Annotated in this window: 12 protein-coding genes; 7 read left to right on the top strand and 5 right to left on the bottom strand. The window is 67.4% G+C overall.

What is annotated here, in order from left to right; all coding sequences use genetic code 11:
• Window position 1: 1 nt before the first annotated feature.
• From E1262_RS08230 to E1262_RS08215, 4 genes are all read left to right on the top strand, one after another.
• On the top strand, window positions 2–748 hold the full coding sequence (locus tag E1262_RS08230) for a WbqC family protein (protein WP_132102657.1): 747 nt from the start codon (window positions 2–4) through the stop codon (window positions 746–748).
• Between the two features lie 11 nt (window positions 749–759).
• Window positions 760–2,055, top strand: coding sequence for a glycosyltransferase family 2 protein (locus E1262_RS08225; RefSeq protein WP_132102656.1), 1,296 nt, complete (start codon window positions 760–762; stop codon window positions 2,053–2,055).
• On the top strand, window positions 2,052–3,182 hold the full coding sequence (locus E1262_RS08220) for a glycosyl hydrolase family 18 protein (RefSeq protein ID WP_132102655.1): 1,131 nt from the start codon (window positions 2,052–2,054) through the stop codon (window positions 3,180–3,182). Before E1262_RS08225 ends, E1262_RS08220 begins: the two co-directional genes overlap by 4 nt.
• A 119-nt stretch (window positions 3,183–3,301) precedes the next feature.
• Window positions 3,302–4,045 (top strand): AfsR/SARP family transcriptional regulator, encoded by a 744-nt coding sequence (locus E1262_RS08215; protein ID WP_132102654.1) that lies wholly within the window; start codon window positions 3,302–3,304, stop codon window positions 4,043–4,045.
• 201 nt (window positions 4,046–4,246) lie between these two features.
• On the opposite strand, the gene E1262_RS08210 is transcribed toward E1262_RS08215, so the two are convergent.
• A complete protein-coding gene (locus tag E1262_RS08210) occupies window positions 4,247–4,837 on the bottom strand; it encodes a dihydrofolate reductase family protein (protein ID WP_132102653.1) in 591 nt (196 codons plus the stop codon).
• A 67-nt stretch (window positions 4,838–4,904) separates the two neighbouring features.
• Window positions 4,905–5,786: a helix-turn-helix domain-containing protein gene (locus E1262_RS08205; RefSeq protein ID WP_132102792.1), complete on the bottom strand. Its 882-nt coding sequence runs from the start codon at window positions 5,784–5,786 to the stop codon at window positions 4,905–4,907.
• A gap of 33 nt (window positions 5,787–5,819) precedes the next feature.
• Here E1262_RS08205 and E1262_RS08200 point away from each other — a divergent pair, with 33 nt between their 5' ends.
• Window positions 5,820–6,323: a class I SAM-dependent methyltransferase gene (locus E1262_RS08200; RefSeq protein WP_132102652.1), complete on the top strand. Its 504-nt coding sequence runs from the start codon at window positions 5,820–5,822 to the stop codon at window positions 6,321–6,323.
• A gap of 918 nt (window positions 6,324–7,241) precedes the next feature.
• Here the strand turns inward: E1262_RS08200 and E1262_RS08185 are convergent.
• Together E1262_RS08185 and E1262_RS08180 are read right to left on the bottom strand one after the other, a co-directional pair.
• On the bottom strand, window positions 7,242–8,168 hold the full coding sequence (locus E1262_RS08185) for a phosphotransferase (RefSeq protein ID WP_132102650.1): 927 nt from the start codon (window positions 8,166–8,168) through the stop codon (window positions 7,242–7,244).
• Between the two features lie 173 nt (window positions 8,169–8,341).
• On the bottom strand, window positions 8,342–8,890 hold the full coding sequence (locus E1262_RS08180; protein WP_132102649.1) for a DUF1062 domain-containing protein: 549 nt from the start codon (window positions 8,888–8,890) through the stop codon (window positions 8,342–8,344).
• 444 nt (window positions 8,891–9,334) lie between these two features.
• Between E1262_RS08180 and E1262_RS31670 the strand changes: the two genes are divergently transcribed.
• Both E1262_RS31670 and E1262_RS08170 read left to right on the top strand, forming a co-directional pair.
• Window positions 9,335–11,005 carry a LuxR family transcriptional regulator gene (locus E1262_RS31670; RefSeq protein ID WP_275261654.1) on the top strand — a complete coding sequence of 557 codons (1,671 nt, stop codon included), beginning with the start codon at window positions 9,335–9,337 and terminating at the stop codon, window positions 11,003–11,005.
• Window positions 11,006–11,130: 125 nt separating this feature from the next.
• Window positions 11,131–12,546: an FAD-binding oxidoreductase gene (locus tag E1262_RS08170; protein WP_132102648.1), complete on the top strand. Its 1,416-nt coding sequence runs from the start codon at window positions 11,131–11,133 to the stop codon at window positions 12,544–12,546.
• A 26-nt stretch (window positions 12,547–12,572) separates the two neighbouring features.
• On the opposite strand, the gene E1262_RS08165 is transcribed toward E1262_RS08170, so the two are convergent.
• The gene (locus tag E1262_RS08165; RefSeq protein WP_132102647.1) at window positions 12,573–12,866 is read right to left on the bottom strand and encodes a GYD domain-containing protein; all 294 of its coding nucleotides are present in this window, start codon (window positions 12,864–12,866) and stop codon (window positions 12,573–12,575) included.
• Window positions 12,867–12,900 lie beyond the last annotated feature (34 nt).

Raw genomic sequence — 12,900 nt, 5'->3', positions numbered from 1 at the left:
AATGAGCGAGCTCACGGTATCGGTGCATCAGCCGAACTTCCTGCCCTGGCTCAAGCTGCTGGACAAGATCCTCGCCAGTGACGTGTACGTCGCCTACGACACAGTGCAGTTCACCAAGACCGAGTACCACGCCCGCCAGAAGGTCAAGACCCACTCCGGGCCCGTCTGGCTGACGGTGCCGGTGCGCCACGTGCGCGGCACCCACCAGCTCATCAAAGACATCCGCATCGACAACAGCCAGCCGTTCCGGCGCCGGCATCTCAAAGTGCTGCACATGTCCTATGGCGGCGCGACCTACTTCGATGAGGTGTACGCGATCCTCGAGCAGACATACGCGCGCGGCCACGAGCGCCTGGTGGACCTGAACGTGGACCTGATCGCGTCGCTCTGCTCGTACCTGGAGGTCTCCGTACGGATCGTCCGGGCCACCACGCTGGCGCACGAAGGCGACCGGACCGATCGGTTGGCCCAGCTGGTCAGGAACGCCGGCGGTTCCGAACACCTGACGAGCACGTTCGGCGCAGATCACCAGGACGTCGACTGGTGGCGGTTCCACCACGCTGGGCTGGCCGTACGCTCGCAGCAGTTCGAACATCCGACGTACGACCAGATCGGCGCTGGCTTCATTGCCGGCCTTGCGGCGGTCGACATGCTGTTCTCCTGCGGGCGCGAGACTCGCGAGATCCTGGCGAGCCGCCGGCGGCTGGTCCCCGTCAGCCCGGTTCTCGAGGACGCGCCACACGGATAGGTCCACCGTCGATGGAAGCGGTGCTGGTCGTCATCGTCCTGGGCGTCAACTTCACGATCTGGACGCTGATCGGAGGGCTCCGGCTCACCTCCGAGAGTGTCGCGAACATGGGCCGGACGAGCGTGGAATCGTCGGAGCGCCTCTCACCGGCCGACGTAGCCGTGCTGATCCCCGCCCACAACGAAGAACCCGTCATCGCCGCGACGATCAGGTCAGCTCTCCGCCTGGTACCCGTCACGAACGTCCATGTCATCGCGGACGGGTGCGACGACCGCACCGCCGAGATCGCCCGATCGACCGGGGTGCACACACTCGAGCTGAATCCCGGGCGCGGGAAGGCGGGCGGCATCGAAGCCGCCGTCGAGCACTTCGACATCCCGCGCCGGCTCGCCGTGCTGCTCATCGTCGATGCCGACACGGAACTCGACCAGGAGTACCTGACGCGCGGGCTGCCACTGCTCGAACAGCCTGGAGTCGTCGCTCTCGCCGGGTACGCGAGGGCGGGCTGGTATCCAGCGCAACTGTCGCCGGTCGGCCGGTTCCTCGTCTCCTACCGCGCCCGGCTCTACGCGGTCATGCAATGGCTCAAGTACGGGCAGACCTGGCGCTGGACCAACGTCACGTCGATCGTCCCCGGGTTCGCCAGCATGTATCGGACCAGCATCCTCGAACGGATGGAACTCAACCCGCCTGGCCTGGTGATCGAAGACTTCAACATGACATTCGAGCTCCACCGCAAGCGTCTCGGGAAGATCGCCTTCCGGCCGGGTGTGTACGCGACGACCCAGGATCCGGACAACTTTCGCGACTACTACCGCCAGGTGCTGCGGTGGCACCTCGGGTTCTGGCAGACCCTCCGCAGGCACGGCTTCTGGCCCAGCGGCTTCTCCGCTGCGCTCATACTGTTCCTCATCGAGGTGCTCACCGCCTCGGTCGGAATCGTCCTGCTGGTGGGGATGCTCGTGTTTCTCACCCCGGTCATCGTCAGTGCGCAAGCCGTGCCGGCGGCCGGTCGGCCCGCCGAGATGTCAGGCCTGCTCGACCTCTATCTCCTACTGAGTGGCGTGCTGCTGCTCGTCGCCGCACTGGACTACCTCCTCACCTGCCTTACAGCGCTGGCCCTCCGGCGTCCGAGCATGCTGCTCTACGGCGTCGGCTTCCTCGCCCTCCGGTTCGTCGACGCCACCGCAGTCCTGCGTGCGATTCCGCAGGCCTGGCACACACGCTCCGATGGCCGCTGGACCAGCCCCACCAGACGCCCGGCAGCTGGAGCTCCTTCATCATCCGAGCGAGGTCGGCGCCCATGACCCAACCGGCGGCGCAACGCCGACGACGACTGCTGAGGCGCTGGCGCGCCGCCGGCGCCGCCGGCGTCGGGGCGTCGCTCGCGATCGTCGTCATGGCGCTGGTCGCGGCCCTGTCCGGCGGGGACCCGCCCGGTCACGACAGTCCCTCACCCACGGAGGTGCCGATGCCCAGGCGGATCGCCTACGTGCCCTACTGGGACCAGGACCGAGCCTTCGAGGTCGTTCGGCAGAACCTCGACCTGCTCGACGAGGTCAGCCCGGTCTGGTACTCCCTCGACTCCAGAGGCCACGTTGTTCTGGCAGACGCGGAGAACACCACCGTCGACCGGTCGACGGTGCAAGCTCTGCGGGAGCACGGCATTCGGGTCATCCCCACCGTCACCAACCTGCGCGACGGGGAGTGGGATCCCCTGGTGGTGCGGACCGTGCTGCACGATCCCACGGCCATGACCACCCATGTCAACGCGCTCGTGGAGCTGGCTGTCACCGAAGGCTACGACGGCATCGACATCGACTACGAGGATCTGCGTGCGGCCGACCGGTCCGCCTTCTCGAGGTTCGTGGCCGAACTCGGCGCGGCTCTTCGCGCTGAAGGCAAGCTGCTCACAGTGGCTGTCCACCCCAAGACATCCGATGCCGGCTACGACGAGCGCAACCTCGCCCAGGACTACCGGGCCATCGGTGCAGCGGCCGACCAGGTTCGGGTGATGACCTACGACTACTCATGGGAGTCATCGCCAGCTGGACCCCAGGCCCCCGCCCGTTGGGTCGAGCAGGTGATCGCTTGGACGGTGAGCCAGGTGCCGCCCGACAAGGTCATCCTCGGCGTCGTCGTGCTCGGTTACGACTGGACGGACGGAGGAGGTGTCACCGTCGACTATGAGCAAGCACGATCCACGGCGCAGGCGCATGGAGCCACCATCCGACGATCCGACGACGGGACACCGTGGTACCGCTATCGGGACCCATCGGGCAACCGCCACGAGGTGTGGTACGAGGACGCCAAGAGCGCCGGCGAGAAACTGGAGCTCGTCTCGCGGTACGGTCTCGGCGGCGCCTTCGTGTGGCGGCTGGGCGGCGAGGACCCGGACGTTTGGCGCGCGATACGCGCGGCCCCCTGGTCGTGAGCGTACGACAACGCCGGCCGAACGTTGGAGCGTTTCCTTCGCACCATATTGGGTAATAGGTCACAAAAGGTCCTTATTCCCTGGGCAACTGCCCGCAGTCGTCTACCTGAGCTGTGGCCATGCATGGAAGTGCCGGGCCGCAGGAGACCGCAGCCCTGCGGTTGATGTTGTTCGATCGCTGGCGGCTTGTCGCAGGCCGGCAGGTGGTGTATGTGCCGGCCCGCAGCCAGCGGCTGGTCGCGCTGCTCGCACTTCGCGGCCGCCAGACACGCTGGTCGCTCGCTGGAACCCTGTGGCCGGACGTGGACGAGCAGCGGGCATTGGTGAGCCTGCGCGCAGCTGTCTCGGTGCTCCATCGTAGGGTCATGGGACTGGTCGAGAAGGACCACGGCGAAGTACAGCTGGCCGACGGGGTGTGCGTCGACGTAGACGAGTTCCGCACCCATGCGCGTCAGGTACTGTCACGGCACCATTCGGACTTGTCGGTGACCATCAACCAGCCCACGGTTGTCGGTGGCGAACTGCTTCCCGGGTGGTACGACGACTGGGTGCTCGTCGAGCGTGAGCGAATCCAGCAGACGCGCCTGCATGTTCTCGAAGCACTGGCCAGCTCTCTCGTCGAGCGTGGCGCCTATGCTGACGCCTTACAGGTGGCGCTGACGGCCGTGGAGATCGATCCGCTCAGGGAAAGCGCCCGTCGCTCGGTGATCCGGGTGCATCTGGCCGAGGGCAACACTGCCGACGCGGTACGCGAGTATGAGCGGTTCCGGGCGCTCCTACGTCGCGAGCTCGACATCGCACCCACTCATCACATGACCGGACTCATGCGACAGCTCACCGAGCACGCCTCTTGGGAGCAATGATCAAAACCTGTGGATGGTCCTCGGCGAGGTGGCGTGAAGTGGGCGCACTCCCGAGCAAAATCGATCTTGAGTTGAACTTGCCGCAGGTGAGGTGCCGGGGCGGCTCGGCGTCGGCTGCCCGACCAGGGACAGCGATGCGCAAACGCAGCCGGAGGCCCGATCTTGTGTCACCGTTCGCAGTGGACTTCTTCGCGTACCCGCTCAGATCGGTGAACGGCGCACCCGATAGCGCAGGTGAAGCACCCGGTTGCCCTGAAGCACCACGTCAGGATCCTCCAACAGGTGCTGCTCGTGGACCGACCCGAAGTAGCGCTTGCCGGACCCGAACACGACGGGTACGACGTCCATGCGCACCTCGTCGATCAGGCCCGCGGCAAGCACCTGGCCACCGACGTCGCCAGCGGCGACCTCGACCATGCGGTCACCCGCAAGCTCCTGCGCCTTGGCCACGGCTGCCTCGACGCCGTCGACGAAGTGAAACGGCGCCTCGGGGTGCCAGCCCTCGGGCCTGTCCCGGTGGGTCACGACGACGACGTGGTCGATCCCGCTCGGAGGCTTCCCGTCCCAGCCGTCCGTCATGTCGAAGACGTGGCGACCGGCGATTGTCGCCCCGATCTGGTCCCAGTACGGCCGGGTGTAGTCGTAGGACGTCTGCGACACGTTCAGCTCGCCACTCTCGTCCAACGGGACGTCACCGCTGGACAACCAGTCGAACAGGGGTCCGGGCTGGTCGTTCTCGTCCGCGATGAAGCCGTCCACCGACACCGAGCCGTACATGACTACCTTGCCCATGGGGCGCTCCTCTGCTCTGGGGTGCCCCAAAATTAGCGTTTTCGTGAGCTGTCGCTCTTGTAAGAAATCAATCGGCCGGCAACGGCCAGCCGTCCAGCACGTGGCCGGGATACTCGCGCAGGAACTGCCGCCGGACCTCGACGTACCGGGTCGGCGTGAGCCCGGTGAACGCCCGGAACTCGTGGCCGAAGTGGGCCTGGTCGAAATAGCCTGCGGCACCGGCGAGGTCGCCCCAGTCGATCGGTTCGGCGGGGTTGATCGCGAACACCGTGGCGGCGAAGCGGTAGGTGCGGGCCAGCCGCTTCGGCGTGACGCCGATGAGCTCCTTGAACCGCTGTGCCAGATGAGTGCTGCTGACACCGGCTGCCACCCTCAGGTCGCCGATCGCCACCGCGCCGCTGGTCGCCGCGATGACGCTGCTCGTATGGCGGACCAGCCCCAGGCCGGCGGTCTCGCACAGCCGTCGCGTCAGCTCTTCCTCGAGCAGCGTCAGCATCTCGTGCGGTCCGTCCGCCGTGGCCAGCCGGTCCCGCAGCTCAGCAATCGCGGGCCGGCCCCAAACCTGCTCTACCGTCACCGGCCGGTCACACAGCTCGGCCGCGGGCATCGGCAGGAACGGCGCCAGCCCCCACGGCTTGAAGTGCACGCCAACGGACCGGGTGCGGAGTGGGTAGCCGAACTCCCACGCGCGGGTGGGCATGGTGACCACGCAGCCGTCGGCGTACTCGGCCGTCTCGATGTCGGTGCCGGCGCGGATGCGGAACGGCGCCCCGAGGTTGACGATGAGCAACGCCGCCGGCGCCGGCGGCAGCGTCAGCCGGGCGTACGGCGACGCACCCTCCAGGTAGTAAAGGTCGTCGATCAGCCCGTCCAGCGGCGGTCGCGGCACTCTGGACACGTACTCCACGCCCACAGCATCGCCGACGCCCCGCCGGCGTGTAAAACACATGCAGCTCACGCGCCGATATACACCTCGTTCGCCATGAGCCGCTCAGCTGCGGCAGACCCGGTCGACCCGGTCCCGGCCATCGTCGCCGATGCCACCGAGCTCCCGCTGGCCACCGGTGCCGCTGATTGCGCGGTGGCGTTCCTGTCGTTGCAGGACATCGACAACATGCCGGCGGCCGTCAAGGAAATCGCACGAATCCTCACCATCGGCGGGCATCTGGTTATGGCGATCGTGCACCCGATCAATTCGGCAGGCCACTTCGTCGGGGACAAAGACGACGCGACCCGACCGTTCGTCATCGACGAGTCTTACACGCACTCCAAGCACTACGTCACCATGCGCTCCCGCAAAGGCCTGACGATGACGTACCACGGCGAACACCGGCCACTCCAGGCTTATACGGAGGCTCTGTCCGACGCTGGCCTTGTGATCAACCGGCTCCGCGAACAGACCAGTGCCGACACAGCGGACAAGTGGCATCGCATACCCCTGTTCCTCCACATAGTCGCTTCGCTCCAGCTACCCCAGGACCGCTGACCGTACGTGCGGCAACCGTACAAGCGAGACGATGAACTAGCGCCCTGCGTGATTATTTGATTTGACGGTTGGTGGGCTTGCATATTGGCGTGTGGCAAATCGTCCTGCTCCTGGATTGCCGATGCGGGTCGGGCCGAGCTGCGGCGCTGACGCGTTCGCCGAGCGTGCCGGCCTGGCTGGCGCAGCGGGCCCGGATCGTGTTGCTGGCCGGTGAGGGCGTTTCGAACACGGCGATCGCCGAACAGAAGCATCCCGGGATTTCCGGACACTTTGGACATCCCGCGGCGGTTCATACTCCCGCTGCGCCAATAGAAGTGTGCGAGTAGCCGTGACGTCGACATCCCGGTCCTGTGTTCCGGAATCACCCTCGAGTCCACGCCCAGTAGGCGTTCGACCACCGCGTCGCGGCCGGTCTCCTCAGTTACCTCCAGCCGATGGCCCCGTGCGGGACCTCGGCTGCGCGTGAGTCTCAGAGCCAGCGGTCGGCTTCGGGGTGCCAGTGTTAGCCGCCGTTGTCGGTGAGTCGTCTGCGCCGTCAGCGTGGCGTCGTACGGGGCTGGCGCGCACGGCAACGACGACCGGGTACGGCTTGATCATGGAGAAGGTCGGCTCTGCAGTCGCGGGAAACCCGACCCTCTTCCATGATCAACTCGGTGGCGGCGGTGTGAGCCGCCATGGGGGTGGTTCATCCAGGTGCTGCCCGCTGCGGCGGCCGGGTGTCCGTGCCCGGGGGCCGGTCATGGTCGCGGGTGGTGACATGAGCGCCAATTGTTGGCGCTGGTGTCAACACGCCCGGGTCGTGTTCGGTGCCCTGGCCGGGTCGGCCAGGCGCGCGGGCGCGGCCGACGCCGTGCCGATCACCCGGCCTCGCCCGTGACCGCCAGATCCTCATGATCAGTGACGCCATCATCGGCAGTTTCAATGGCGGCTCACATGCCAGCCGAAGCCGAGCATGCCCCAGGCGATCAGGGGCGGGAGCCAGGCTTGCTCGGCATCGGTGAGGGGGCGGCGATCGGTGTAGGTGTCGATCAGGAGTTGCTGCGCCTGGGGCGAGATCGGCTGCCAGTTGTGATACCAGGTGCCGAGCAGGCAGACGGTGTGGGCCAGGTCGACCACCGCCGGGTCGAGGCGGGCCTCTTCGAAATCGAGCACGCCGCTGATCTCCGTGCCCTGCCAGAGCAGGTTGGCGCCGCGGAAGTCGGTGTGCACCGGCTGCCGGTCGGGCAGCTCGGGCAGCTCGGTGATCCGCCGGTCGAGGCGATCGAGCAGCTCCCGCGGTACGGTCTCGTCTCGCCCGTCCGGCAGGACCCACGGCTTGCCCCGTCCGCCGGCCACCGGTCCGACGTTCTCGAGCCAGGACGCGTCCGGCCAAGCCGCGAGATCTTCGTGCAGTGCCGCCAGGGTGTGACCGGCGGCCCGGACCTGGTCATGGTCGGTCGCGTCCAGCAGGTTTCCGGACAATACCGGCTGGATCCCGACGGATTTGTCGTCCCGCAGCAGTTGTCGATGACCACCGACGGACACCAGCGGACGGGCCACTGGCTGGCCGCGATCGGCGAGCCAGTCGACCAAGGCAGCGCGGGATGTGAGCCAGTCGTGCGCCACCGCGAGCCGGCAGACCTTGATCATCAACGGCTGGTCGGGGGTGGTCACCCAGACCATCAGGTTCTGCGCGCTGATCACCACCCGATCGACGGCGCGGACCTCGATCCCGTACTCGCCGGCGATCAAGTCGGCTGTCCAGCCGACCGCCGCGGCCGCGCTATCGAAGCCGAACCGGCGGCGCAGCTCCGCGTCCGGATCCGAACTCTCCCAGAGCATCTCCGGAGTCGGAGCGGTGATCATCGGTCGCCTCCCAGCTTTGACGGTACGACGGCTGAGCAGCGTCTCAGCGTAGGCCAATTGGTTTCCGCCAGCCGCAGACAGCCCCAAGTCCAAGGCACATAACGATCTACGACTGGAGCCCTAGGGCCTGTCCGGCGGATCACGCCGGACAGGCCCTAGGTCCCGAGGTTGGCTCAGCGCTTGAGCGTGAAGGTGAAGTCGCCTGAGAGCTTGCCGCTCAGCCGGACTGCCGAGACGAGCTTCCCCTCCGTGATCAGTCTCTCGACCTCGGCCCGCGAAAGACCGCAACCTTCAGCGATCAATCGCACCGGCCGGACAGGGATCCGCGCCGCAAAGCGGACCGCGACGTCGATCACCTCGCGGTCCAGGTGATTCGATCCGCCGGTATCGAGGCGCCAGGCGTTGTGCCAGTCGAGGGCGATGCGATTACGGCGCTGCACGACCGGATCCTGGAGCAGCTCAGCTGTCAGGCCAGGGTCGTTCTCGTGCAGCCGGTCCAGCAGCTCAGGTCGTATGGAGCGCACATTCATCCGCTCCAGGACCGTGAGCTTTGCAGTATCCCCGCAACCGGTACAGAGCGCGAGGAGCCAGGCGTCGATGAGCTTGTGGTTTGCATTGACGCGGAATTTGCCACTTGCCCCGAAGCGCTCGGACGCGCACGCGTGGCAACGGCGGTGAACGAGCGGCAGGCAGGTGGGCACGACCACCCAGTTTTTGAGCACAGAAGTACACCGGTTTCCGTGAGAAGTCCGCAGCAAAAAGGAGCGCGGCGCACATGCGCGACGCGCAACAAGTCAGCGCTCGGGAGGTCTCACAGGGTGTACAACGGCACGTCCTTGACTAGACGACTTGGTTCGGCAGCACGATAATGGCGCGCCGCGGCGCTGCTCCACAGGTTTTCGAGCGCCTCACCGCGCGACGACAAGGACTACACGACCTACGTCGTCGACCAGTACGGGCTGCGCATCGCCGGTAGCGCGCGGCGGCCGTCTCACGGTCCCAGTTCCGTCGGGTCGACGTGTGTCGGCAGTACTTCCTGGATCTTGACGACCCGGACACCACTCCGTCGAGCAGCACCCCGGCACGCAGGATCCTGACAGAGAGATCATCAGGTTCACGGGCGCTCGTGGCCGTCCGGATGGCCGCGGATCGTCGATGATGGCGATATGCGCATGTCCGCTAACAGCGATGCGGCGGTCACAGAGCTGATCGAGGCCGGATGGGCAGCCCTGACGCGTGGTGCCTGGGGAGATGCTCGTGCGACGTTCGAGGCCGCCCTGTCGGCCCAGGAGACGCCGGAGGCGCTGGAGGGCCTGAGCTGGGCGGCCTGGTGGCTCAACGATGCTGAGGCGTTGTTCGATGCGCGCAAGCGCGCCTACATCAAGTACCGCTCGGTAGGAGATCTGCCGGGCGCCGCACGGATGGCCACCTGGCTCGGCACTGACCACGTCGACTTCCGCGGCGAGCCGGCGGTGTGCCAGGGTTGGCTCGGACGCGCCAGGCGGCTGTTGAAGGATCTCGAGCCCGGTCTCGAGCACGGCTGGCTATGGGTCCACGAGGCCGAGAAGCTGCTGCTCTATTCGAACGACATCGAGCGCGCCCTCCAGTTGGCGAAGCGAGCTTCGGTGCTCGGGCGCCGCCTCGGCGTCGTCGATCTGCAGATGATGGGCCTCGCAACCGAGGGCCTGGCACAGGTGACACGGGGCAAAGTGGACGCAGGGATAGCACGACTCGACGAGGCCGCCGCCGCTGCTCTTGGCGGGGAGTTCGGCGATGTGTGGGCCAGCGGGTGGTGCTTGTGCTACATGATCTACGCCTGCGAGCGCGTGCGCGACTACGAGCGCGCGGGACAGTGGTGCAAACGGGCCGAGGAGTGGGCCGAGCACAGGCACATGGCGCTGATGGCGCCCGTCTGCCGCGCACACTATGCCGGTGTGCTGGTCTGGCGCGGCACCTGGACGGAAGCCGAGAAGGAGCTCACCGAATCCGCGCAGCGTCTTGCCGAGATCAGGCCACCGGTAGCGGCGGAAGCCATCGTGCGCCTGGCCGAGCTGCGGCGCCGCCAAGGCCGCCTCGACAAGGCGGCCGAGCTGTTCGGGCGAGTCGTCGAGCACCCGCTGGCACTGCTCGGCCTCGGTGAGCTCTGCCTCGACCGAGGGGAGCCCGCTGGCGCCCGCGACCGCGCCGAGCAGTACCTGCGCGAGGTGCCGGCCGATGCCGGCACGCTGCGTGCCGCGGCGCTCGAGCTGTTGGTTCGAGCGCAGGTGGCGCTCGGTCACGGTGACGAGACGACCTCCACATTGGAGGAACTCGAGTCGATGGCGAGCAGCGTGGCGACGGATCCGCTGCGAGCCGCCGCCAGCTCCGCGGCGGGAATCGTTGCGACGGCCGCCGGCGATGGGGAGCGGGCACGGACGGCGTTCGAGGATGCGACGCGGCTCTACAACCGCAGCGGCGCGCCGTTCGAGGCGGCGCGGGCCCGCATGGAACTGGCGCGGGCGCTTGCGGGACTCGGCCGCACCACGGATGCGGTCCGGGAGGCGAGCGGCTCGGAGGCTTCACTGCGTCGGCTCGGTGCCAAGAGGGAGGCCGGGCGCGCTGACGCGTTGGCGAGCGAGCTCCGGGGAAGATCCGTCACTGGAGCCTCGGCGCTCACGAAGCGAGAGCGCGAGGTCCTGCTCATGGTTGCTGAGGGAAGGACCAACCGGGAGATCGCCGCGCGGCTCGTGCTCAGCGAGCACACGGTGAACCGGCATGTGACCAACATCCTCGCCAAGCTCGGTTCCGCGTCGAGGTCGGCCGCGGTCGCGGAGGCGCTCCGGCGCGAACTGATCTAGCGGTCGCTCGTGCGGATGGCGGGATCACGCCATTCGCCTGCCGCGACGAAAGTTGGCGGGAAAGGGCGAAGTGACGCCGGCGACCGCCGGTCACAGTTGAGCTGTCCGCGAGGAGGAGGCTTCCGATGACTGGCACGCTCGATGTGAGCCTCGACGAGGCGATTCGCGAGTTCGACGGCTCGTTCGCCGGCGAGGTGATCCGGCCAACTGATCGCCAGTACGACCAGGCTCGCACGATCTTCAACGGGATGATCGACAAGCGGCCGGCGCTGATCGCCCAATGCTCCACGCCCGACGATGTGGCCGCGGCCCTGCGCTTCGGCCGCGAGCGCGGTCTCGAGATCGCCGTGCGCTCCGGTGGCCACTCGGTCTCGGGCGTCTCGCTCTGCGACGACGGACTCGTGATCGACGTGAGGCCGATGAAGCACATCGAGGTCGACCCCGAGCGCCGAACCGTGCGGGTGGGCGCGGGCTGCACCTGGAGCGAGCTCGATCGCGCCACGCAGGAGCATGGCCTCGCGACAACCGGGGGGCGAGTGTCGACGACCGGCGTCCCCGGTCTGACTCTCGGCGGTGGCTCGGGCTGGCTCGAGCGCATGCACGGGCTCGCCTGCGACAACCTGATTTCGGTCGAGCTGGTGACCGCCGATGGTCGGCTGATCACTGCGAGCGATGACGAGCACCCCGACCTCTTCTGGGCGCTCCACGGCGGCGGCGGCAACTTCGGGGTCGCGACGGCGCTCACCTTCCGGCTCCACCCGGTCGGGCCCGAGGTGCTGGCCGGACTCCTGCTGTACGAGCCTGAGCAGGGTCGCGAGCTTCTGCGGCTGACGCGAGACTTCATGGTCGATGCCCCCGACGAGTTCGGGCCCGCCCTCGCCTACCTCACGGTTCCGGCGGACGACGAGCTGCCGACCGAGCTACACGGCAAATTCGTCTCGGCGATCGCTCTGTGCCACACGGGGCCGGCGGCCGAGGGAGAGAAGCTGATCGAGCCATTCCGCGACCTCGGCCCGGTGGCCGATCTCGTGGGGCCGGTCGCTTACGCGGACTGGCAGTGCGCGCTGGACGATCCGCCCGGCTATCGCAACTGGTGGACGGCGGAGTACCTGCACGTCGTCTCCGACGAGGCCATCGACGTCCTCCACACCTGGTCGCTCAAGGCCCCGACCCCGACCCCCTCGATGTCGTTCATGGTGCCCTGGGGTGGCGCGGTCGCCCGCGTGGGCGAGGACGACACCCCGATGACGCAGCGTGACGCATCCTGGGTGGTGCACCCCTACGCCTCTGTGGCGAACGAGGACGAGGTCGATGGGGCCGTCGCCTGGGCGCGCGGCTTCCGCGACGACATCCGTCGCCACGCCTCCGGCGGGCTCTACCTGAACTTCGTCGCCGAGGACGAAGGCGAGTCAGGCGTGCGAGCGGCGTTCGGCGAGCACAAGTACGAGCGCCTTACGACGATCAAGACACGCTACGACCCGGACAACCTCTTCCGCGGCAACCACAACATCAGGCCCGCGCCTACGGGCGGCGCGTCCTGAGACGTGACACCGACGACGTCCCGAGGTCAGCTGAGCTTTCCGACGATGCCGTTCATCTCCTCGGCGTTGAAAGCGCGAAGGGTCGTCGTCCGGATATTGCCTTGCGCGGCGATGGCCAGCAGGAAGGCGGTCCCGGTCTCGTCGTCGGGGAACTCAGCGATCGAGACGATGTCGTACGGGCCCACGGTCCAGTAGACCTCCTTGAGGTTGCCGCCCATGCGCTCCGCCAACTCGCTGGCGGCCTTGGCTCGGTCGAGCGACTCCTTGGACTTGCGGACTCCTTGATCGGTCCAGCTGATCAAGCTGATGAATGTGGGCATCGCCGCTCACCCCCTGAAGATGGCGTGCCTCTCG

The organism is Jiangella aurantiaca, from assembly GCF_004349105.1.
GTDB classification, from domain to species: domain Bacteria; phylum Actinomycetota; class Actinomycetes; order Jiangellales; family Jiangellaceae; genus Jiangella; species Jiangella aurantiaca.
Note: the sequence above shows the minus strand (reverse complement) of the source record. Positions and strands in the feature narration are given on the sequence as shown.